The following is a 21,762-nucleotide window of genomic DNA, read 5'->3' as shown; positions in this document are numbered from 1 at the left end:
TGATCGTCCCCCGTTTCTACTCTCTCCAGCTCCCCGCTCTACTTCAGCAGCAAGCGTGTATTTGCTATGTAAATGATGTCGCCCGCCTTCACCTTGTAAGGCTGCTCGATTTCCAGCCTGTTTTTGTCACGGCTGTTCGCCTGCTTGATTCCGGTGCCGTTGCGGGAGTGAATGTCCTCGATAAACCAGTTTCCCGACGCGTAGTTGAGCACCGCATGCTGCTTGCTGATGAGAGCGGCGTACTCCGCGTCCGACAGGTCGATGTCCACTTCGTTCTGGCTCGTGCTTTTGCCGATCAACAGCGAAGTCGCGCCCTGGATAAACCACTCCTTCACACTCTCGCCGTCCTCATCCAGCAACACAAGCTTGGTAATGCCTGTTTCCTTTTTCTCCTCCGTCTCGTCCGGCGCTCCGACCTTGACGATGAAAACGCCAAACAGGAAAAGACCAAAGGCGATTCCGGTAAAAATCTTCAGAGCGTTGCTGTCGGTATAGCCAAAAACATAGATAAGTGCACCTATCGACAAACATGCAATCAACAGCTCGATCAGCTTCACTCTGAATGATTTTTGGTAGGACTTTCCGTTTTTTGCCATATCCAATACCCCCCTTTACGCAAAAAGTGCCCCAAGCTTTGGGAGAATGGTTTTTTGCTGACATCCATCCAAAGAAAGGAGCTGGTTGCTGCTTCTATGTCCATCAAGGAGCTGTCATCCGATCTGTCACGGCCTCGTTTCTTCTTGTGCCGTCAGGATGATCGCCCGATTTTTTCCTTTTCGGTATGCCGCCTGTTTTTGTTCGACTCTGTGTGAAAGCGTCTCATTTTTTCTTCATGCGGAAAAACTGCTCAAAGAGATCCGTCGTATCCAACGGATTTTTTTTGCCGCCATTCATGGCTTTTTTATTGACTTCCCCCGTCTTGGGGTTAAAACCAAAAAATCGTTCAAACGTACTTTCCAGATTTTCCATGTTCATGCCCGGATTCGCCCGCTCACGGGCTGTTCGCGTCTGCGTGTTGGCACCAGCCTTGCCTGCGCCGCTTTTTGGACGGGCTTGGCCCTTGCCTTGCACATAGGCTTCGTAGCGTTCGTCGTAGGCTTTCCGTGACGCCTCGTCTTGCAGTATCTGATACGCTTCGGTAATGTCCTTGAAAAGCTGTTCGGATTCCTTGCTTCCCGCGTTGACATCGGGATGATGCTTCTTCGCCAGCTGTCGGTACGCTTTCTTGATGTCGTTCAGAGAGGCTGTTTTCGCAACCCCCAAAATCTCGTAATAATTTTTCATCCTCGCACCTCTTGTCTGGCTTTATTTTGGGAAAACCGTACCTTGAACACGGCTTTCAAGGTACGGCTGATGTTTGGGGACAAAACTAGACAGCGTAGCCGCCTTCGATTTTGGCGAACTCGGTCTTGTCTTTCTTTTGCTTGATGAACAGGGTGAAGGTTCCTACCCCTTCTGTATCGCCGAAGCGCTCGGTGTAGTCCACGACGAAAGCGTTCGGGAAGTAGATTTTGCGGATCACTTGATCGGCAGCGATTACTTCCAGCGTTACTTTGCGGTAGCAGTCAGCTTTTTCTGCCGGAACCAGGGACCACAGTGCCAGCTTCATGGTATCGTCAGCGCTGTCGCCGTCTGTGGCGGTGATGATTTTGCCTGTCACACGCAGCGTTGCTCCTACGTCAGTGGAACGAGCGTTGGAATCATCTGGGGTATCCGTGTCATATACGACAGATGTGATGTTGTCCATCCCCAGCTCGATCGTTTCAGAACCTTCTACTTTGAGTCGAAAACCCATGAAAAATACCTCCTTGGTAAATATATGTGCTCTCGAAAGGCCAAATGGGCTTCGAGATTTATGTGCAAGGGTGCGCTTCTTGGGGAAGCACACCTCTAAACACCTGAGCAGTGTGCGGAAAAATTTCATAAAAGCGATCCCGAAAGCCTACGCTTTGACAGGCGTTGTGCCTTTGGTGATCGTAACCTCCAGATTCTTCACGTTTCCGTTGAAGATCAGGTCGATATGGCACAGGTTGCTCTTGTCGTCGATGATGTAGCTCATGTCGTCGCCATCCTGAATGATGGAGTTGACAAAGCCGCGCGTGCTGAGCCATTTGCTCTTTTGGCTGCTCGGATTGTTGCTGAAAAACTTGACGATGTTGTCGTGCTTGAAATCGCCGGTCTGGAAGCGGAGAATCCGCTCGATGTAGGTGCTGACCAGCGTTTTGTAGATCGGATCGAAGCCGTCCTCGGACATCGCCATGCTGCGCGCCTTGTACACCGTGATTCGCTTGATGTCTTTGCCCTGGATTTGCGCGTTTTCCGAAGAAAAGACAAACCCGAAGTTTTTGCGGTTGATCGAATCCTTGATGTTGTTGGTAAAGCCGGAAATTTCCTTGGCCATTGTCGTGACGGCGCGCAGACCGTTTTCGCCTGCTTCGATGTCAAAGCGCACGCCCGGATATTCGCGGCTGGCCACTTTGAATGTCTCGCGCAAATATTCAGGACACTGATACGCAGCCACAATTCCGGCAGCGACGTAGCTGGCCCCGACGTACACGCCCTCGATCCACAGCTTCAGGATGTCTTCTTTTTCCTGCGACAGCTTCACGCCGTCTTCGGTTTGCAGCATCCGGCTGTCGATGACCACCCCGGACTTGTCCTTTGGAATAATCGTAAAGTTCGGAATGCACGGAATCGCAAACTCGCTGAACTCTTTGCGGGTCAGAACACTGCACTTGTCCATGTACTTGTCGATGCCGGCGGTCGCCATGCTGTTGAAGGTCGTTTCTTCGCCTGTGCTGAAGCTGAAGAAAATCTGCACCTTGAAGTCTTTGACCACCTGCAAAAGCATCGTCAGCGACTCCATCGTGTTGCCGTCCTGCTTGACGAGCTTTTCGTTGCCGCGGAAGCGCTCGCGCGTCACCTTGGCTTTCGCTCCGGCATCCATGTCGATTGACGGCACGATTCCGAACCAGATTGTATCGGTGAAGTCGTTTTTCGAGTTGACGGTGTTCAGGTACGTTTCCAGGCGCGGGATGTTGCTGCTTTTCACCAGCATGTCCAGCTTGTTGTTGGTGATGAGCAGCGATGGCTGCATGCCTTTGTTCTTGGTCACGTACTGATCGAAGAACATTTTCACGCCGAGAATCTTCTCGACCAGCGGCTTCACTGTTTTCACGAAGTCGTCCTTCGCGTTCTTGTAGAACTCCAGGTACGTGTTGTAGTTTTGCACTTCTGTCTCGATGTCGATCTCGTTTTGAACGGATGGCAGCGGGCAGAAGGTGCGCACCACGAGGTCTTTTACATAGGAGGATGGCGTTTCCGTAATGGACTCGTAATCCTCCTCGAACACTCCCATCAGGCCGCTTCCGTTATTTTCGTCGATCACCATCAGCTCGCGGCTGTCGCTCTTCGGCGCTTCGATGATTTTCAGTTCACCGTTTTCCCCAATCGTCAGCATCCCGATCTGAATCGCTTCGGACTGGTTCTCTTCCTGCGCGCCGCCGAGCAGCAGGCGGGTTTTAATATCTTCAATGGCGAGCGGAAGCATTGCCATGACGTTGTTGTAGTTTTTGCTGGCATCCTCGAACAAGATGTTCAGCTTGTCGCCGAGATCCAGTTTTTTCGGATCGCCGTCGTCCAGCTTTTCGTATTGGTTGTACAGGTAGTGAATCTCCTTGCGCACCTGGCGAATGTCGTCCATCACTTTTTTCGGAGAAATCATGTCGAGGAGATTCTCGAATTTGAAGTCGACGTTCGTAATTCCCTGGCTGCGCTTCGTATCGATCAGCGTGAACAGCATTTTCAGAAAGTCGTTGTTCTGGTCGATCTTGATCTCGGAGATCGCGTCATCCGCAATGCCGTCCGGCTTTTTCAAGGTGTACACTACCTTTTGGTTGACGGCGTTGTAGAACGAGTAGACCGTAGGCGAAAACTTGTCCAAAAACTCGTCGAAGCTTCTCACCAGCAAATGCTCGTTGATCTCCTTGATCTTGTCGTCGCTCAGGCTGTCGATGCCTTTGACGTCACCCACGATCGTAATCAGATCGAGCTTTTCCGGGTTGATCTCTTCGAACAACATGGTTCTGTTGGTCTGGTTAATAATGTCCATAAGTGCCCCTTCCTTCTGTCTGACGTAAATGCTTGGTCCCAAGGTCTTCTAGCCTCTTCTAGTGTATGAGTGCTACTTGCCAACCAAATTACACTTCATGACATAAATTCCAATAAAACCAAAAATCTTGCCTCTAAAATAAACTCGCTCGCCATATTTTGTCAATCTATCGCCCATTACGACATTTTTCCTATTTGGAAAAAGACCATTCCCAGTATTTAGACCCATTTTATCCCACTTGTATTCCTTTTTCTGGTTGGGCGCTTTATGCTGGTTCCAGAGAGCCTTCCTACCTGCTTTTCCCGATAAAATCATCACCGCGCCTTACTTTGTCCCTACGTCGCGAAGCCGAGCCGTACAACGATTGGTACAGATCCGCTCCGAATGATCGACAAGGAAAGACAAACTCATCCTTGCTTTTTACAAAAATGGATATGGTTGTGCTATATATATCTCGGCAAAACAATTCTCACACTTTAGGCAAACTAGAATTTATAGGAAAATGGTCCTGTTTCAGCTAAATATGGACATTTTGTGAACTTTTGAACAAGAAGGGTGAAAACATGTACAAACAAATGACACACACCACACCTCTCCGAAAGTTTTTCAGGCTGGGGATATGGGCCATGCTGATTCCTCTCATCCTCTTTCTCTCGCCTGTCCCCGTCTCGGCAACCGGAACCGGTGAGACGGGCATCGACGCGGTCTTTGTCATCGACACGAGCAATTCGATGAACCAGACAGACCCGGGAAAAACAGCCGCCGAGGTCATCAGCATGTTTATCGACATGAGCGAGGCTTCCCGGACGCGAATCGGCTTCGTTGCCTACAGTGACCGCATCGTGCAGACACAGCCGCTCACCAGCATGGCGGAGAGCAGAGAGCGCGAACTGTTGAAAAGCAAGATTCAGGGATTGCGTTACTCGGGGTATTCCGATTTGGGGCTTGGTTTGCGAAAAGGGGAAGAAATGATCGCCCGTGCGAAGGATTCGTCGCGAAAGCCGTTTCTGATCCTGCTCTCGGACGGGGGGACGGATTTGCGGCAAAATGCGAACGGGCGAAGCGTGGCGGCGTCCAACAAGGATGTGGAATCCGTCATCGCCAAAGCGAAGGCTGCGGGCTATCCGATCTACACCATCGGGCTGAACAGCGACGGCTCGGTACAGAAGGAGCAATTGAAAAAAATTGCGGAGACAACGGGGGGAACCTCCTTCGTCACCCAAAGCACGGATGATTTGCCGGAGATTTTCAATCAGATTTTTGCCAAGCACATCCAGTCGCAGCTCGTGTCCGTAGCGGCCATGACCGCTACCGGCAGCTTGCAGGAGGTCACGGTCAACATTCCGAACTCCAGCATGCAGGAAGCAAACATCGTGCTTTTGTCCAACTACCCGCTTCTGGAATCGCAGGTGTACTATCAATCGAAAAACGTGCACTTTATCAAATCGAAAAAATATTCGCTGATGAAAATCGAGCAGCCGAAAAAAGGCAGCTACCTGGTCAAATTCAGAGGGCGTCCAGGGGATCTGGTGAAGGTCAATTTGCTTGGCAACTACAGCCTGAAAGCGGATGTCCAGGTTGCGCCTGAGTCTGTGACCAAAGGAAATCCGACGACGTTCACGACCTATCTGACCCAGCTTGAGAACAATCAGCGGCTGGCAGATGCCGATGTTTACTCGGCGATGCAGGCAGAGCTGATCGTAACAGATCTCGCCGGAAACGAAACAATGACCGTTCCGCTAAAAAAGGTGGACAACAGCTTTGTCGGCGACTATGTCTTCCCGCATTCAGGCAAGTACCAGTGGAAAGTTTTCATGAGCGGTCCGGATTTTTACCGGGAGACCGCAGTCCAAACGTTTGATATTGCCAACCTGGCGCCAGTCGCCGTGACGAACAACGAGCTGACCGTGGAAAAGGAAGACGGCGAGCAGACGATTGACTTGTCCGCCTATTTTACCGATGCCAACCAGGACAAGCTGACGTTTGCCCTCGTTTCTGGCGCTTCTGCCGACACATTTGAAGCGAGCATCCAAGGCGGTGGCTTGAAGCTGTCGCCGAAAAAAAGCGGGACTTCCGAAATCACGATCACAGCCACCGATCCCGAGGGGGCAAGCGTAACAGGCTCGCTTGTCATCACCGTGCATTCCGTCTGGGATCGCTACATCACGATTGGACTGATCGTACTCGCACTGGCGGCAATCGGTGCTGGCGTTTACTGGTTCACACGTCCAAAACCGCATTTTGTCGGACGACTGGAAGGGTATTTTCTGAACACCGCAAGCGGCAACGACATTCCCGTGAAGTTTTGGCCGCTCGCCGCGTTTGGCCAAAAACAGCGGATCACGCTGCACGAGCTGTTCACGAGTCTGGACGTCAATGAGCATTTGCCGGAATCGCAAAAAATTTACTTCCAGCCAGGGAAAAATCAGACGCTCATCATGACGAACCACAGCCAGTGTACTCTGCAAAAAGGCAAGGACATTTTGCCGCGCCATCAAAAAGTGGTGCTCCACTACAACGACAAAATATACGTGACGTTTGAGGACCGCGTGACCGAGATTGAACTTCGCTTTAAAGAAATGAAACCCAGCTCCGGACAGGCTGGGAGCTGGGAATCCGCGTAAACGAAAAATATCAGTTTTTCCCCGCAAGAAAGGGTAGCGGCAAACGCAGCTTGCCCTTTTGCAACAGATGCTCCGCACGGACGGCTGCTTCCAGCACCCGCAGTGAGGGGCATCTTTTTTTCGCCTCGACGGCCATCCCCCAGGAGATGACATTCGACAAAAGCCGCGGCACAGCGGCATTCAGCTCGCGAACAGAAGGCAGCCGATCCTCGATCACCCGCGCAGCCACATCAGCAGGCCGCTGTCCTGTCAGGCAGAAATAAAGCGTGGCCGACAGGCTGTACACGTCCGAAAAGACGCCTTGCCGGGACTTGCCGGAATAAAATTCGAGCGGAGAGTACCCTTCCGTCGTCACGATCTGCCGTGGCTCATGCGTGTCAATGCGAACTGCCGAACCGAAGTCGATCAGCATCGGCTTTCCTTCGTCCGTGACGATGATGTTTTGCGGCTTAATATCGCGGTGGATGATTCCCTGCTTGTGCAGGTAGTCCAGGCCGGAGATCAGCGGAAGCACAATCGTGCGCAAAAAGCTCCCGACTTCCAGCTCTTGCTGCTTTTGCATGTATTGGTCGAGCGTCCTGCCCTTGCATAGCTCGATGACCAGATAGGCTGTCCCATTTTCCGCAAAATGGTCGACATAGGAAGCGATATGCTCATGATGAAGCTCCTGCAAAATCGCCGCTTCCTGCCAAAAGCTCTCCAAAAGCGTGGCAAACCTGCCTTTTGCCGACGGCGTGCGGCAGATGACACTGCGATGATCCAGGTCGCGCATCGCCAGTGAGCGCGGAAAAAATTCCTTGAGGATCCGCGTCTTTTTCGCCCGCATCTGGTAGACGACGTACACGTTGGACAGCTCGCTCGTCGCAATCGCTTTTTTGATCCGGTAGACGCCCTGCAAAATCGTGCCTTTTTTCAGGCATCTTTCTTTATCCATCAGCCTTTGTGTCCACTCCCCCCTGGCCTCTTTTTCACTCTCCAGAAACGATACCAAATTCGCGGGCAGGATGGCAATATGTGGGGATTCGCCTCGCCTGGAGCACGCTTGGGACAGCAGGGATGCGTCACGAGTCGCATCTTGCAGTGTATGAAGCCACAGACGCTCGGTCAATCAAAAAAGCAGCCCGCACGACCCAGGCTGCTTTTTCTCTTCACTCATCACGCCTTCGCTTCGTCGGGGCGGGCGTATACGTTCTTCCCGGAAACGAACGTCAGCGTCACGTCAAAATTTTCGTCCAGCACGGTAATGTCCGCATCGTAGCCAGCCGCAAGACGTCCTTTTCGCTCGCCATAGCCGAGAATCGAGGCAGGTGTGTGGGAGGCCATCTCTACCGCTTCTGGCAATGGCACGCCGCTGAGCGTCACCATGTTCCCCACGGCCCGGTTCAACGTCAGGATGCTTCCGGCAAGGGTTCCGTCGGCCAGCTTGGCCTGATTTTCGCGGACGCGCACCTCCTGCCCGCCGAGATCGTAGGTGCCTTCTCCCAAGGCTGCGGCACGCATGGAGTCGCTGACCAGCGCGAGCCGCTCAGCCGTTTTCACCCGGTACAAAATGCGCATTACTGCCGGATGCACGTGAATGCCGTCTGCAATCAGCTCCGTGCTCAGCTGCTCATGGTACATCGCGGCTCCGACGACGCCCGGCTCCCGGTGATGCAGTCCGGTCATGGCGTTAAAGCAGTGGGTAAAATGACGCACGCCAGCATCAACCGCTTCTGCCGCCTGGGCAAACGTCGCTCCGGTATGTCCGGCCGAGACGATCACGCCCTGGTCTTTCAGCCAGGCAATCGCTTCGAGCGCCTCCGGCTGCTCCGGGGCGATGGTGACGACCTTCATCAGTCCTTGGGACAGTCCGTACAGCCGCTGCACCGCTTCCAGCTTGGGCAGGGCGATGTTTTCTTCCTTTTGCGCCCCTTTGTAGCGCGGATTGATCCACGGCCCTTCCAGATGAATGCCGATGACCTGTGCCCCGAAAAGCCCCTGCCTGCCCGCCTGTGCAATGTTTTGGAGCACTGGCTCCAGTTCCTTGTAAGGCGCTGTCATCGTCGTCGCCAAAAACGAGGTCACACCGTACCGCGCAAGCGCCGTGGAAATCGCCTGCAAAGATTCAGGCGTGCCATCCATCGTATCGTGTCCGTCAATGCCGTGCATGTGCATATCCACGAAGCCGGGGCAAATCCAGCCTGTCCCTGCTGTCACCACCGTTGCCGGCCACGGCTTGGTATAGCCCGCCGCTTCTCCGGCATACACAATGGTTCCGTCCGCCACGACGACAAGCCCGTCTTCGATGACTTGCCTGTCGGCGATTGTTTTCCCTTTGAGTGCGTACTCCTGTTTCATGTTTATTCCTCCGTCATGGCCCTGCCGTAATCTGTCAAAAGGACTGGCCTACACCAGGCTGCGGCATACCCGCTGCGCTTCCTCCACCAGTTGCAAGACAAGCTCGCCCGCTCCCAGCTCTCTTCCAAGCGGCGCAGCCTGCCCGGCCCACATCGACATGTACGCGCTTTGCTGCTTTTTGCCGGAAGCGGCGCGAATGTCTTTGGTCAGCGCGTTTTGCACCGGATAGGTCGGCAGCTCGTGCTCCAGTGCCGCCATTTTTTGCATGAAAGCGTTCTGGATGCCTCTGGCCCATTTTCCGGAAAAGGCACGCGTCAGCACGATGTTCTCGTCGCTCGTTTCCCGAATGGCTTGCTTGTGCAAAGGGTGCGCCCCGCTTTCCGCACAGGTCAAAAACGCCGTTCCCAGCTGTGCCGCCTGCGCTCCCAGCGCGAAAGCGGCGGCGATGCCTCGGCCATCCATGATTCCGCCTGCGGCAATGACGGGAATGCCCACCCGATCCACGATCTGCGGCACCAGCGCCATCGTCCCGATCAGATTGCTGGGGGCGTCCGGCAAAAACGACCCGCGATGCCCGCCCGCTTCACTGCCCTGGGCCACAATCATGTCCACTCCGCAAGCTTCGAGAGCGACCGCCTCGCGCACAGTCGTCGCCGTCCCGATGACCGTCACGCCTTTTTGCTTCAGCGCCTGGAGCGAGTGCGGATCGAGCAGGCCAAACGTAAAGCTGAACACCGCAGGCGCTTCTTCCAGTACGACGGCCATCTGCTCGGCAAAAGACTCGGCAAAGCTTTCTATCGGCGGATTTTCCGGGATGTCCAGCTCTCGTCGCACCTCATCGAGTGCCGCAGCCACATTGGCAGCGATCGGCTGCTTTTCGTCGAATGCTTCCGGGATGAACAGATTGACGCCAAAAGGCTTGTCCGTCCGCTCACGAATCTCGCGTATCGCTTCACGAATTTGCTCTGGACTCATGTAGCCCGCTCCGAGTGTGCCCAGTCCCCCGGCTTCCGATACGGCTGCGACCAGTGCCGGAGTAGTGGCTCCCCCCGCCATCGGCGCCTGAATAATCGGCCATTTGATGCGCAGACGTGACGTAACCGGATTTCCTTTCCACATGCTTCATCCACTCCCTCTGTCTGTTGCGTTCTTACTTGCAAGACCAGCCCTCGCCTGGAAGCCGTTCGAGAAAATGCGCGAGCACGCGCGCGGTCAGTCCCCAGATGACTCGTCCGTCCAGCTCGTAAAACAGATGCTCAACCTTGCCTGTGCGCCACGGATACCGTTTGCCGCCGGGGATCAAGTGATAAGGAAAGTCCTCCTCCGGCTCAGTGACAAGGGAAGACGTATAGGTGGAAGGTTTTGCCGCAGCGAGCCGCTCAAGCGAGATGACGAACACCTCACCGACCTCGTCGGGATTCGGCTTCATGTCGGCGATTCCCTCCACGAAGCCCACAAACGGATAAATGACGGCACGTCCCGGCCCGGTCAGCCAGTCCAGTTCTCCGACGAAATGAATGTTTTCGGGCGGCACACCCAGCTCCTCGCTCGTCTCCCGGCGCGCCGTCGCCCATTTTGACTCGTCGCTTTTCTCCGCCCGTCCGCCGGGAAAGCAAATTTCGTTGGCCTGCCTGCGCATGGTGCTGGCCCGCTTTTCAAACAACACGCCGAGCTTGCCGTCGTCCATTTTCACCAACGGGAGCAAAATGCCAAACTCCCCGACCTGCTGCGCCCCCATGATTCCTGGCGGGCGCTGCTGCAGCACGCGGGAAATTTCCGTTACTGCCGCTTCCTTTGCCAACGGCTCGGCAGCTTGCACATACTCCGCCACTTCAATGAGGTTATGATCCGGATCGCGCACGTAGACAGAACGGATCGGTCCCGCAGCTCCAGTCCGGTAAACCGGCCCCACCTCGATTGCCACGCCGCTGGCGGTCAATTTTTCCATGACCTGTTCCAGCGGCACTGCTGCAATCAGGCATAAGTCGGCAGAGCCTGGCTGCGGGTGCCGCGCTTTCGGCTCAAACTCGTGCCCAGCCAGATGAAGATTGATTTTTTGCTGCCCAAAGTGCAAGGCTCGCCTGCCATGGTCAAATGTCACGACCTGCATGCCCAGCACACGCTCGTAAAACTGGCAGGTTGCCTCCAGATCACGGACAGTCAACACCAGATGGTCCAGTCGGTCAATCACGCTCGCCACTCCTTCCTGTCCCGTCCCAAAACGATTGTCTAAAAACCTTTTCTGCTACCCCCATTATACAACCAAATCTCCGCATTACCGACCGCGAAAGGAAAGACAAGTGCATTCTTTTGCAAGGAACTCTCCAGCGCAACAGGCCGGAGCGCTTTTTCCTCCAAGGGGAGCCGATCAGTCGCCCAACAAAAAAGCGAGCGTACCTTCCAAATCCATTGGTTCGAAAGATACGCTCGCCGCTTTTCCAGCCTGATCGGTTTTCACTTGTTCTCGCGCTGGGGGCGAAGCTGCTCCCGCACCCTGGTCTGCACCATTGCGCTGTCCAGGCTATCGCTTTTTTCTACGCCCTTGAACGGGCAAGCAGGTACAAAAAGTACGGTGCCCCGATGACAGCGACCACAATGCCTGTCGGAATCTCGGACGGCTGCAACATCCAGCGCCCGAGCGTGTCGGCGACGATGACCAGAAGTGCGCCTGTCAACGCCGAGGCAGGCAGCAGCATCTCGTGCTTCGGCCCGACCAGCCTGCGGGCGAGATGCGGTCCAATCAGACCGACGAAGCCAATCCCGCCGCTGACCGCCACACACGATGCGGCGAGTCCGACTGATGCAGCCAACAGCTTGAGCTGCTCTCTCGCCACCGGAGCGCCAAGCCCGATCGACAGTTCCTCTCCCAGATTGAGGACGTTCATCACGCGCGCCTTGTAAAAGACAAAAGGCAGGAGGACGACGATCCACGGCAGGAGCGACAACACAAACTTCCAGTTGGTTCCCCAGATGCTTCCGGCAAGCCATGTCGCGACGACCTGGTATTTGTCCGGGCTCAGCTTGAGCGTCAGCACGATCATCGCCGCGCTCATTCCCGCAGCGACGGCAATCCCGGTCAGCAAGATGCGAATCGGCAACAAGCCTTTGTGCCGTTGATAGGAAAGAACGAAAATCAGGGCCGCCGTCAGGCTCGCCCCGACCAAAGCCAGTACCGGCAGCAAAAAGACAGGCGCGTCAGCCAGCGACGGATAGAAGGAAATGAACAGCATCACCATCAAGCCCGCCCCGGCGTTGATTCCCAAAATCCCCGGGTCCGCCAGGGCGTTGCGGGTAATCCCTTGAATGATACAGCCGGAAACAGCGAGACCTGCGCCGATCAAAATCGAGATCACGATGCGCGGCAAGCGGAAATCAAACAAAATCAGGTTTTGCTTCTCTGTCCCTGCCCCGAACAAGGTTTTGAGCAGTTCCAGCGGTGACAGACGGATGTATCCCGTATTCATGCTGATGATAAAGGCGATCAGGATCAGCACGGACAAAATCGTCATGACGAGGATGCCTCTCTTGCGCTTGCGGGCACCAAAATGAGCCATAGCCGGTTGCATGTTTACATCTCCCTTCTTTCTTTCCGTGCGAGGTAAAGGAAGAACGGAACGCCAATCAGCGCAATCAGGGCTCCCAGCGGTGTTTCATACGGCGGATTCACCATTCTCGCGGCCAGGTCGGCAAAAACGACAAGCAAGCTGCCCAACACGGCCGAGCATGGAATAATCCAGCGATAGTCGACCCCGACGAGATAGCGGGTCAGGTGCGGAACAATCAGGCCGACAAAGCCAACCGCGCCGACAACCGCAACAGCCGAGCCTGCCAAAATCAAGACGATGACGGTAGCCGCCAGTTTGACGAGGACAGTTCGCTGCCCCAATCCTTTGGCGACTTCCTCGCCGAGACTGAGCATCGTGATCGAACGCGACATCACAATCGCCCCCAGGATGGCCGCCGCAATCCAGGGGAACATCACCTTCAACTGGAACCATTTCGTTCCGGCTACCCCGCCTGCGTACCAGAAAGCGAGGTCTTGACCGATTTTGAAGTAGAGTGCAATCCCTTCACTGAGGGCGGACAAAAGTGCGCTGAGCGCTGCCCCGGCAAGCACGAGCCGCACAGGGGTCAGCCCTCCTTTGGCCATCGAGCCGATTCCGTAAACCAATCCTGCCCCAAGGCCAGCGCCCAAAAAGCCGTACAAAATCAGGTACATGAACGGCAATCCCGGCAAAAACGCAAAGCAAAGCGCAATCGCGAAGCCCGCTCCGGCATTCAGTCCAAGCAAGCCGGAGTCTGCGAGCGGATTGCGCGTCATCCCTTGCATGATCGCGCCTGCAACAGCGAAACTGGCTCCGACCATCGCGCCCCCCAGCAAGCGGGGAAGACGTATCTCCTGAATAATCTGATGCTGGGTAATATCTGGATTAAAATGAAAAATGGCATCCCAAACGACAGAAAACGCGATGTCTGCTGCCCCGAATGAGACGGACAGAAACATGCCCAATATCAATGCAAAGACCCCGCCCGTCAGGATCAGCGTTGCTGCCCACGGACGAGAACGAAACTGTTCCGCTTTCGATTGTTGCCCCATGCTAGCCCCCTTCTCCATTTCTTATGTACATAAACTGAACCATGAGAATGATTTTCAATGCATATTATACGGGGCTAAACGGGATTTGCCAAGCAAGCATGCAAGCCCCGTTCATCTGCGGTGCGGTTCAGCGATGAACGGGGCCTGCTCTTTTTCATTGGCTCCTACAGCGTGTAGTCGCGCTCTACCTTGCAGATGCGGGTAATGTAGTGGCCGTACCACATCTGCCTGCCTTTTTCCTGTGCCACGCGATGCTCCTCATGCTCCTTCCAGTCGCGGATCGCTTCCAGCGACGACCAGTACGAAACGGTAATGCCGAAGCCGGATGCATCCCGCGCGCTTTCTGCCCCCAAAAAACCGGGCTGCCCGGCAGCCAGCTCCACCATCCGCTGTGCCATTTCGCCATAGCCCTGATCGCCCTCTGTCCGCTGAGAGGAAAAAATGACCGCGTAGTACGGTGGCTTTGGCGTCTGTGCAAACAAACTCATGAGCGCTCCCCCGCTTCTTTTTCTGTATGCTCCAAGTCTACTATACCATTGCGAGTCGTACCGAAAAAGCCAGCCACGTTGCGAACTATACAACACCCAATCACCCCCTCGTCCGCAAAAATGGTCAACCTCTCTACGCCACTTGTCCAACCCCCCCGCTGGCGAGCACATAAGATATGGTAACGAAAGTGCAAGGAGGGATACCGATGAGCAACAAAAAACGCTTCAGTGCCAAACAAAGAAGGAGACGGACTTTCCGGCTCACGCTTCGTCCCGGTGACCGACTGATTGTAACGGTTCGCCGCCGCCGCGACGACTGATCCCCGACAAAAAAGAAAGCCACGATCCAAATGTTTCAGATCGTGGCTTTCTTTGCTTTTCGAGCGGAAAAGATGCGTGGTTCTAGTTGTAAATATATTTTTCAAACACTTTGCCAAAGTCTTTGACGACGTACTTTTCCCTGGCGTCCATGAGCCAGTCGAATGCGTACTGGTTGATCGACTTGAACTGGGCGGCTGCGTCTGCCTGCTGGCCTCTGCCGAGTACGCTTTGCGCCACAGTCAGGCTTTCCCGCGCGTGCTGGAGCGCGATTTCGTTTTCGTGCGTAATCGAGGCGATTTTCAGCAACGCTTTGTACAGGTCTTTCAGTTCTTCCAGATGTTTTTTGTTCACGTCGATGGAGTAATACTGCTCGCCGATGGTAAATTTGATTTCCACATCGAGGTCGATCGTGCCAGCTGTCTCCAAAGTGACGTTGGAGATTTTGTGCTTATCGTAAGAAAAACGGCGCAGCACGCGCTTTTTGCTGGTCGCGCTCGTTCCGTCCAGATGAATCAGCGCGAGGTTGGTGAAGCAGTATTCATCGGATTTGGATTTAATCAGGAAGTAGATTTTTTCGTTGTCTTCATGCATGACATAGTCGTCTGCATCGACCTTGTCGTAATCGGCGGGCTTTACCACGATCCCTACATTGCTCAAACCGAGCGCATCTGCTGCGAGTTTTCCAAACATCGTAAAACCTCCCTTATGGTTTTCCCTCAACGTACGGCTCAGACAGAGCGAAATTTCTCCATTTTCTGCCGTTTTCACATATTCCCATTCATTATATAGAATGGATCGCCGATTCGTATAGAGAGCAAAAACGAGTTGCGCCGGAAATGACGGGCGGCACATCAGGTTTTGTGGATTGCCTGATAAGCCCTGGCTTCGTCTGCTTTTTTGACGTAAATATCGTACTGAATCCGATCCTCGCGGGGGAACACGCCCGCACTGTCGCTCAAAAAGCGATTCGCATCCAAGTGCGAACGGGTTCGAAACGGTACGCCGCAGGCAGACAGCTTGTGCGCGATTTGCAAATATTGCTCGTCGCCAAACGCCGTATAGACCAGGCATTTGTATTTGGAAAAGAGCGTGAGAAAAAAATCCATGGTTGCGGCTCCTTTTCGCCTTTTTCGTCTCCGAATAAGAGATTGGGAAAAAAGACTGGCCCAGGCAAACGCGCATGGTTCAGTCTTGTTGCTCTCCTACAGCTCGATCACCGGAATGCCGTTCGTCTCCTGGGCTGGCTCGATCTGTCTGCCCGCCGAACGGACGAGCGTGTAATACTCGTAGCAGCCGATCACCGAAAAATCGCCGTCGATGACACCCGGATAGGCGCGGTTGACGGAATACACCTGGCTTTGGTGGGCGCGCAGCGCTTCGCCTTTTTGCGTCCGGTAGTCGGTGATGTCTACTTTGCCCGTGATGGGAACAGCAGGCTCGGGACCGCGATCCGGACAATGGTCGTAATAATGCGGAATGGAAACGTAGTACAAATCCGGATATTCCTGCAGTGCAAGCTGCTTCTCTGCTTGCTCGACAGCCAGTGTCGTCGCTTTGCAGGTGACAATGTGATCGGGGTGGCCTGTCACACCATCCGGCGGAAACGTGATGACGACATTTGGCTTCCACTCCACGATCACGTCGCGTATTTTGGCAACCAGCTCGTGCAGATCGACCTGCTGCAGGGAGCCGTCTGGATAGCGGAGCAAATCAAGACGCTTGATGCCGAGCACTTCCGCCGCCTTTGCCAGTTCCTGCTCGCGGTGACGGGCCAGCTTTTCCCTGCATTCAATCGCAAACGGTCCCGAGCGCCCCTTGCAGCCGGACGTGATGCACAACAGGCACGTCTCCCGGCCTGTTGCCTTGCATTTGGCGAGTGTTCCCCCGCAGGCGAATGATTCGTCATCCGGGTGGGGAAAAACGACCATCACTTTTTTCATTGTATGCACCTCACTTGCTGCCGGATTGACGCTCCAAATACGCCAATCCTTTTGCTATGACTCCGTAGATCGGGTCGTTTTGCGCATTTTCGATGACGACCTGGGCAGCGTAGCGCTGGACGTGCTCCGCGACGATTTTACGGACGCGCTCATCGTTTTGCAAAACCCCGCCCTGCATAATCAGCTGAAACGGCTTCGCTTGCATGTCCAAGGCATCCATGACAGCGCGAACGGCAGCAAACAACTCTTCTCCCGCCACCTGCAAAATGTGCGCCGCCACCTGATCTTTCGCGAGCGCCGCCTGACTGACCAAAGGAGACAGCTCGGCTACCTTTTCAACCGCGTAGTGCTCACTATACGTCCAATTGAACAGCTGGTCGACGCGTGCAAGCCCCAGGTGGGTCAGCAGCATCTCCTTCAACAGCGTCGGCTCGCCGCGGCCGTCTGCTGCCCGCAGCACAGCCATGATCGCCTGCTTGCCGATCCAGTAGCCGCTTCCCTCGTCGCCAACCCGATGCCCCCAGCCGCCAGCACGCGCCGTTTCTTGGGCCTCGTTGACGCCAAAGGCGATGGAACCTGTCCCGGCGATGACGAGAATGCCCGGCTTGCCGCCCGTTGCGCCGAGCAAGGCGGCAACCCCGTCGTTTTCCACGATCAGATGGTGGACCCGAATGCCGAGTTGATCGAGCACTTTCCGCACCATTTGCGAGATTACCTGCCGATCATGCTCCGTGTCCAGGCCCGCGATCCCGAAAACGGCGCAGTCCACTTCCCATTCCAGCTCGCCTGCGCCCTGTCCGGTGACAAACGGGGACAAGGTGCCGCGCGAGGTTGCGTCCTCCATCGCCTGGCGAATCGCTGCGGCCAGCTCGCGAGCAGCGGCTTTTTCTCCGATCCCCTGGTAATTGCAAGAGCCGGAACGTCCCTGGCCGACTTCTCTTGCCGATCGGTCCACGAGCACCGCCAAGCATTTGGTGCCCCCTCCGTCCACTGCCAGAAGAGGTATTCGCACCACTGCCATTACTCCACACTCCATTCGGCTATCATCTGGTCAAGCCTGTTCATTGCATCTGTGCAGGCTTGTTTTTTCGCTGCAAGCCATGCGTTTTCCTGCTGGAGCACAGCTCTGCGCTCTGCGATTTGCCGCTTGATTTCCTCCGGATTCGGTCCGCCCGGCAGCTTGCGGATCATGACGAAATGCACCGGATCGAGCGCCAGTCGCAGTTCCTCTGCCGTAATCGACAGCTCTCGGCCAATCACGTCCACCGCCGCACGGTTGACCAGCTCAAGGCTGATCTGGTTGGCCAAAAGGCTGGCGCTGGCCGCTTCCCTGACCACGCGGCTCACAATGTGGTGCGCCTTGCGAAACGAGAGGCGATCTGTACGCACCAGCGTATCCGCGAGCTCCGTCACGGTTGCGAAGCTGGCTTTGGCCCGCTCCAGCAACACATCCTTGTTAACTTCCATTGTCCCGACGACGCAGGCCATCAGGCGGTACATCTGCTCCAGCACGGCCATGCTTTTCCAGGCATACGGCTGCATGTCGTCTTCGGTGTCGACGATGTCGCCAAAAGGCGTGTTGTGCATCATCGTCAGCACCGTCGTGGCGTTTCCGGCGCTGGTAGACAGCAGTGAGCGGATATGTTCAAAGGAAACCGGATTGCGTTTTTGCGGCATGATCGAGCTGATCTGCACGTAGGGACTGGCGACTTTCAGCGCATGAAACTCCTGCGTGCACCAGAGCAGCATGTCCTGCACGGTGCGCCCCAGGTTGATTGCAGCCAGTTGAACCGCCGTCGCCACTTCGCCCAAATAATCCGCACCGCAGACGGCGTCATACGAATTTTCCACCAGTTCGTCAAAGCCGAGCAATTCGCGCATCCGCTCGCGGCTGATGGCAAAGCCGGAGGTCGTCAGGGCGGCTGCCCCCATCGGGGAACGGTTGACTGTCTGGTACGCCTGGATCAGCCGCTTGATGTCACGGCCGAGAAGGTCTGTCGCCGCCATGATGTAATGCGCCATAGTCGTTGGCTGCGCCTGCTGGGTATGCGTATAGCCGATCATGACCGTCTCGGCGTGTTCGTGCGCAAAGAGGAGCAAATGCTCTTTCAGATAGAGGGCAGATGCGATTGTCACCAGCAATTTTTCGCGCAGCACCATGCGGTAGATCGTGATCCCCATGTCATTGCGGCTGCGGGCCAGGTGCAGGTTGCCAGCCACATCAGGGGCCAGCTCCAGCAGACGGCTCTCTACCTGAAAGAACAAATCTTCAAACTGCCCGGTGTAGGCCGAGCGACGCAACTCTTCCAGATCGATCCCGCAAAGTGCGCGGGCAATCTGCCTGGCCTCGTCGTCCGTCAGCAGTTCCGTCTCGCGCAGCATTATCAGGTGCGCCTTGTTAATCGCCATCATCGGCTGCAACAGGTGGTGCTTGGCTTCGTTGAATGCCGGCTCCAACACCGCCTCCGCGTATGTCTTCCCGGGAAAACCGGCTCCCTCCTGCAAAAATATGCGCTCTCTGTAATCCATTTTTCTCGCCTCTCCTTCCCCGCCGATTGTTCAGCACTCATTTTTACTGCGACGGCTTCGTGCACCTCTGCTTGATTGCGTGTGCCTATTAGCCTCGGCGGAGCTTTGTCTTTTTGGGGCGGGGAGACGACCGAGCCCGATCATCTCGCCCTTCCCCGGCAAAACACCGTCTTTGGCAAAGCGAAGTGCCGCTTTTGCTACTGTTGCAGACTGACCATATTGACGAACATGCGGATCGCTCCAGGCACAAGCGCCGGAATTTCGCGGTACCAGACCAGTGAGCTGTACGTGTACGTTCCTTTGCCGTATTTGGCAGTGAGGAATGTGCCTGTAAACTCTTTTTCCCCTGGATCGCCATTGGCAATCAGCTCGGTGTATTCCTTGCCCCACTCGGACGGGTTGTAGGCCGAGCGGTCCTGAATCCAGTTGTTCCAGTCTTCTTCGGTTATTTTATTCGGCGTGTTGAATATGGCGTGGTCCGGTGCGAGCATCGTCACCTTCGAGTTCTCGTCCGTGACGCGCCACTCGATCAGCGGCGTGCCGATCTTGATTGGATACGGCGCCAGCTCCGGCTTCCATTTATCTTCCGGCTTGTGGTATTGCACGACGAGGTTGCCGCCGTTTTCCACGTATTTCAGCAAACGGGCGTTGCTCGAAATCAGCTCGGGCCGGAAGCCGTAAGCGCGAATGCCCAGCACTATCGTGTCGTACTGGTCGAGATCGCCGGATTCGATGTCTTTGGCCGTCAGGTTCGTCACATCGACGCCCAACTGCGCCAAATACTGATCGATGTTGTCGAAGCCGCTGGAAACATACCCAACCTTGAGTCCCGCCGGAACCTTCAGGTCAAACGCCTGAACGGTGAGGGTTGCCGGCTGTACGAAATACGTAGTGCCAATGTGCGGGTAACGGATGACTTGCGCCCCGTGACGGCTTTCTTTTCCACCGCCTGCGGCCACAGCCGTAATCGTGTAGGCAGCCGGCTTGACGGAAGCGGGTGCCTTGACCGTAAAGGCTGCCGACTTCGTTTCTCCTTTGGTGTCAAAGCGGAGCGGTGCCGCTTTTGGCTCCACATTCCAGCCTTCCGGCACTTCCAGAGAAATGCTCGTCTGTGCCGGACCTGGCTTGTAGTTTTTCACTGTCACTTTCACCGGAATCGGCTCTTGCGGCTGCAGCGTGTTCAGCACGGTTGCGTTCGGATCGAGCGTCATGGCGAATGCCGGGAGTACCGCAACCGCGTCTGACGGCACTACATGGCTGGTTGCTGTCGAGCCTGCAAAACTGTAGCTGACATCTGCCGTAATCGCCGGAGCTGCGTATGGCTGGAACAACTCCGCATGGGCAGGGACTGTCACTTCATAGGTCGTTTTCACTGTCTGGTTGTAGCCGAGCGACGGGAAGCTGGTGGTGGAAAGCGCCCGCGCCTGCCAGCCTTTCGGTACGTTCAGCGTCAGCTTCACGTTGTTCACCTTGGCCTGGCCGCCGTTGTACGCGCTCACTGTGACTTTTGTCGTTTGACCTGCGACCAGTTCATTCGTCTCCGGCTTCACCTTTGTCACGAGCGAGAGGGCTTCTGCACTCGCCTTGTACAGCTGTGCCTGCTTTACGCCCAAGCGATGGCGCAAGTCTGTTTTTGTATCGGCAGGAAGCGGGGACGACTCGACTTCGCGCAGCGCTTTTTGCACGTCAGCGAGCATCTCGTGCGCTTCCTTGGCTACTGCGGCAAAGCGCGGATAGGCAGCCATCACTTCCTCTGCGTCTTTTTGCAGCTTTTTCAATTCATTGGCGACTTTTTCGCCGCCGGATTGAGCAGCCGCTTCTTTCGCCAAATCGTCGAAGGTGTAGGCGATGCCTTCGAAAAAGTCGGCTTCTTTCGCCTTCGTCTCGACGATGGACTGAGCCAGCTTGTAGTAGCTATAGCTCGGCCCTTCGTCATAGTGGCGGCCCATGCCCTGGCTTTTGTGCATAAAGCGGGACTCTTCGCCCAGTTGCACGTAGGAAGCGCCGTAAATCTCGTCGTAGGCTCCGACAGGGATGCTCACGGAGTAGTCTTTTTCCTGGGCGGGCACATACAGCTTTTTCACCTGCCACGGGGACAGACCTTCTTTCCAGTGCTCGGGAAAAACGTTTGGATCTGCGGCATCCTTGAATGCCCGAACGGTCATGACGTTAATGGCGCGATGATGGCCGTGGGTCGAAGGTTCATTCAAAAATGCGGGAATCAGGACATCCGGTCTTAAGGTGCGGATTTTGCGGATCAGCCTTTCGTAAGCGATGTCCTCTCCCCACTTTTCCAATGTCTCTTCCGGGCTTTTGGAAAAGCCGAAGTCGAAAATGGGGTCGTCAATCTTTTCACTGAGGTTCTCCAGATGGATGTTCGTGATTTTGGAAGCTTCCTGCAATTCGCGGGTACGAATGATCCCCAGCGCGTTGCCCAGTTCGCTGCCAATTTCGTTTTGTCCACCTTCCCCGCGGTTGGCGATGACACTGGAGGTGTCTACCCCTTTGCCGAGCGACAAATAGGCGAGCATGGCACTGTGCTCGTCGTCCGGATGGGCTCCGGTATTCATCGCGCTGGCAATCGTGGTGAGCGGCTTGATCGCTTTCCACAGGTCGACGACTCCCCGATCGGCATGCACAGGCTGCGGCGCGAGCGGGATGACCAGACTGGCGGCAAGTGCGGATGCGGCCGCAATCGCGTAAAGCTTGGCGAGTTTCCCCTTCCTCAATGAACTCTCCTCCATTCCCTTTTCCGATTGAGGTTTGTATCCATCCTGGCGCGATGGATTGGGCTGTTCAGGCGAATGGCCTTTTT

General features: G+C 55.3%; 18 protein-coding genes. 1 reads left to right on the top strand and 17 read right to left on the bottom strand.

What is annotated here, in order from left to right; all coding sequences use genetic code 11:
- Positions 1–38: 38 nt before the first annotated feature.
- The 4 genes from EDM57_RS20925 to EDM57_RS20910 all read right to left on the bottom strand — a co-directional run bounded on the left by EDM57_RS20925 (position 39) and on the right by EDM57_RS20910 (position 4,111).
- Positions 39–596 (bottom strand): FHA domain-containing protein, encoded by a 558-nt coding sequence (locus EDM57_RS20925; RefSeq protein ID WP_122906634.1) that lies wholly within the window; start codon positions 594–596, stop codon positions 39–41.
- Positions 597–819: 223 nt separating this feature from the next.
- Positions 820–1,284, bottom strand: coding sequence for a DnaJ domain-containing protein (locus EDM57_RS20920; RefSeq protein WP_122906633.1), 465 nt, complete (start codon positions 1,282–1,284; stop codon positions 820–822).
- Between the two features lie 85 nt (positions 1,285–1,369).
- Positions 1,370–1,795 (bottom strand): membrane-associated protease 1, encoded by a 426-nt coding sequence (locus tag EDM57_RS20915; RefSeq protein WP_122906632.1) that lies wholly within the window; start codon positions 1,793–1,795, stop codon positions 1,370–1,372.
- Positions 1,796–1,942: 147 nt separating this feature from the next.
- Entirely contained in the window at positions 1,943–4,111 is a 2,169-nt protein-coding gene (locus EDM57_RS20910) for a transcriptional regulator (RefSeq protein WP_122906631.1), read from the bottom strand.
- A 563-nt stretch (positions 4,112–4,674) separates the two neighbouring features.
- Between EDM57_RS20910 and EDM57_RS20900 the strand changes: the two genes are divergently transcribed.
- Entirely contained in the window at positions 4,675–6,735 is a 2,061-nt protein-coding gene (locus EDM57_RS20900; protein ID WP_122906629.1) for a VWA domain-containing protein, read from the top strand.
- A 10-nt stretch (positions 6,736–6,745) separates the two neighbouring features.
- On the opposite strand, the gene EDM57_RS20895 is transcribed toward EDM57_RS20900, so the two are convergent.
- The 13 genes from EDM57_RS20895 to EDM57_RS20835 form a co-directional block, all read right to left on the bottom strand.
- The gene (locus EDM57_RS20895) at positions 6,746–7,669 is read right to left on the bottom strand and encodes a serine/threonine protein kinase (protein WP_122906628.1); all 924 of its coding nucleotides are present in this window, start codon (positions 7,667–7,669) and stop codon (positions 6,746–6,748) included.
- 221 nt (positions 7,670–7,890) lie between these two features.
- Positions 7,891–9,072 carry an N-acetylglucosamine-6-phosphate deacetylase gene (nagA, locus tag EDM57_RS20890; RefSeq protein ID WP_122906627.1) on the bottom strand — a complete coding sequence of 394 codons (1,182 nt, stop codon included), beginning with the start codon at positions 9,070–9,072 and terminating at the stop codon, positions 7,891–7,893.
- Between the two features lie 48 nt (positions 9,073–9,120).
- Complete coding sequence (locus tag EDM57_RS20885) at positions 9,121–10,191, bottom strand: NAD(P)H-dependent flavin oxidoreductase (protein ID WP_122906626.1); 1,071 nt, start codon at positions 10,189–10,191, stop codon at positions 9,121–9,123.
- A gap of 31 nt (positions 10,192–10,222) precedes the next feature.
- On the bottom strand, positions 10,223–11,263 hold the full coding sequence (locus EDM57_RS20880) for a VOC family protein (RefSeq protein ID WP_122906625.1): 1,041 nt from the start codon (positions 11,261–11,263) through the stop codon (positions 10,223–10,225).
- Positions 11,264–11,606: 343 nt separating this feature from the next.
- A complete protein-coding gene (locus EDM57_RS20875; protein ID WP_122906624.1) occupies positions 11,607–12,638 on the bottom strand; it encodes a FecCD family ABC transporter permease in 1,032 nt (343 codons plus the stop codon).
- Between the two features lie 2 nt (positions 12,639–12,640).
- Entirely contained in the window at positions 12,641–13,669 is a 1,029-nt protein-coding gene (locus tag EDM57_RS20870; RefSeq protein WP_246005874.1) for a FecCD family ABC transporter permease, read from the bottom strand.
- A gap of 164 nt (positions 13,670–13,833) precedes the next feature.
- On the bottom strand, positions 13,834–14,157 hold the full coding sequence (locus EDM57_RS20865; protein ID WP_122906622.1) for an antibiotic biosynthesis monooxygenase family protein: 324 nt from the start codon (positions 14,155–14,157) through the stop codon (positions 13,834–13,836).
- A 402-nt stretch (positions 14,158–14,559) separates the two neighbouring features.
- Entirely contained in the window at positions 14,560–15,168 is a 609-nt protein-coding gene (locus EDM57_RS20860) for a PH domain-containing protein (protein ID WP_122906621.1), read from the bottom strand.
- 161 nt (positions 15,169–15,329) lie between these two features.
- Complete coding sequence (locus EDM57_RS20855; RefSeq protein ID WP_122906620.1) at positions 15,330–15,584, bottom strand: hypothetical protein; 255 nt, start codon at positions 15,582–15,584, stop codon at positions 15,330–15,332.
- Positions 15,585–15,680: 96 nt separating this feature from the next.
- The gene (locus tag EDM57_RS20850; RefSeq protein ID WP_122906619.1) at positions 15,681–16,418 is read right to left on the bottom strand and encodes a PIG-L deacetylase family protein; all 738 of its coding nucleotides are present in this window, start codon (positions 16,416–16,418) and stop codon (positions 15,681–15,683) included.
- Between the two features lie 10 nt (positions 16,419–16,428).
- Positions 16,429–17,439: an N-acetylglucosamine kinase gene (locus EDM57_RS20845; RefSeq protein ID WP_122906618.1), complete on the bottom strand. Its 1,011-nt coding sequence runs from the start codon at positions 17,437–17,439 to the stop codon at positions 16,429–16,431.
- The gene (gene argH / locus EDM57_RS20840) at positions 17,439–18,947 is read right to left on the bottom strand and encodes an argininosuccinate lyase (protein ID WP_122906617.1); all 1,509 of its coding nucleotides are present in this window, start codon (positions 18,945–18,947) and stop codon (positions 17,439–17,441) included. The genes EDM57_RS20845 and argH overlap by 1 nt, the downstream gene beginning before the upstream one ends.
- 197 nt (positions 18,948–19,144) lie before the next feature.
- Positions 19,145–21,676, bottom strand: a complete 2,532-nt coding sequence (locus tag EDM57_RS20835; protein ID WP_122906616.1) for an NEW3 domain-containing protein — start codon at positions 21,674–21,676, stop codon at positions 19,145–19,147.
- Positions 21,677–21,762: the final 86 nt, after the last annotated feature.

The sequence above is a fragment of the Brevibacillus gelatini genome (genome assembly GCF_003710935.1).
Classification (GTDB): Bacteria; Bacillota; Bacilli; order Brevibacillales; family Brevibacillaceae; genus Brevibacillus; species Brevibacillus gelatini.
Note: the sequence above shows the minus strand (reverse complement) of the source record. Positions and strands in the feature narration are given on the sequence as shown.

Coding starts and splice junctions, on each gene's coding strand:
- EDM57_RS20925 (WP_122906634.1), bottom strand. CDS start 596: ATGGCAAAAAACGGAAAGTCCTACCAAAAATCATTCAGAGTGAAGCTG.
- EDM57_RS20920 (WP_122906633.1), bottom strand. CDS start 1,284: ATGAAAAATTATTACGAGATTTTGGGGGTTGCGAAAACAGCCTCTCTG.
- EDM57_RS20915 (WP_122906632.1), bottom strand. CDS start 1,795: ATGGGTTTTCGACTCAAAGTAGAAGGTTCTGAAACGATCGAGCTGGGG.
- EDM57_RS20910 (WP_122906631.1), bottom strand. CDS start 4,111: ATGGACATTATTAACCAGACCAACAGAACCATGTTGTTCGAAGAGATC.
- EDM57_RS20900 (WP_122906629.1), top strand. CDS start 4,675: ATGTACAAACAAATGACACACACCACACCTCTCCGAAAGTTTTTCAGG.
- EDM57_RS20895 (WP_122906628.1), bottom strand. CDS start 7,669: ATGGATAAAGAAAGATGCCTGAAAAAAGGCACGATTTTGCAGGGCGTC.
- nagA (WP_122906627.1), bottom strand. CDS start 9,072: ATGAAACAGGAGTACGCACTCAAAGGGAAAACAATCGCCGACAGGCAA.
- EDM57_RS20885 (WP_122906626.1), bottom strand. CDS start 10,191: ATGTGGAAAGGAAATCCGGTTACGTCACGTCTGCGCATCAAATGGCCG.
- EDM57_RS20875 (WP_122906624.1), bottom strand. CDS start 12,638: ATGCAACCGGCTATGGCTCATTTTGGTGCCCGCAAGCGCAAGAGAGGC.
- EDM57_RS20870 (WP_246005874.1), bottom strand. CDS start 13,669: ATGGGGCAACAATCGAAAGCGGAACAGTTTCGTTCTCGTCCGTGGGCA.
- EDM57_RS20865 (WP_122906622.1), bottom strand. CDS start 14,157: ATGAGTTTGTTTGCACAGACGCCAAAGCCACCGTACTACGCGGTCATT.
- EDM57_RS20860 (WP_122906621.1), bottom strand. CDS start 15,168: ATGTTTGGAAAACTCGCAGCAGATGCGCTCGGTTTGAGCAATGTAGGG.
- EDM57_RS20855 (WP_122906620.1), bottom strand. CDS start 15,584: ATGGATTTTTTTCTCACGCTCTTTTCCAAATACAAATGCCTGGTCTAT.
- EDM57_RS20850 (WP_122906619.1), bottom strand. CDS start 16,418: ATGAAAAAAGTGATGGTCGTTTTTCCCCACCCGGATGACGAATCATTC.
- EDM57_RS20845 (WP_122906618.1), bottom strand. CDS start 17,439: ATGGCAGTGGTGCGAATACCTCTTCTGGCAGTGGACGGAGGGGGCACC.
- argH (WP_122906617.1), bottom strand. CDS start 18,947: ATGGATTACAGAGAGCGCATATTTTTGCAGGAGGGAGCCGGTTTTCCC.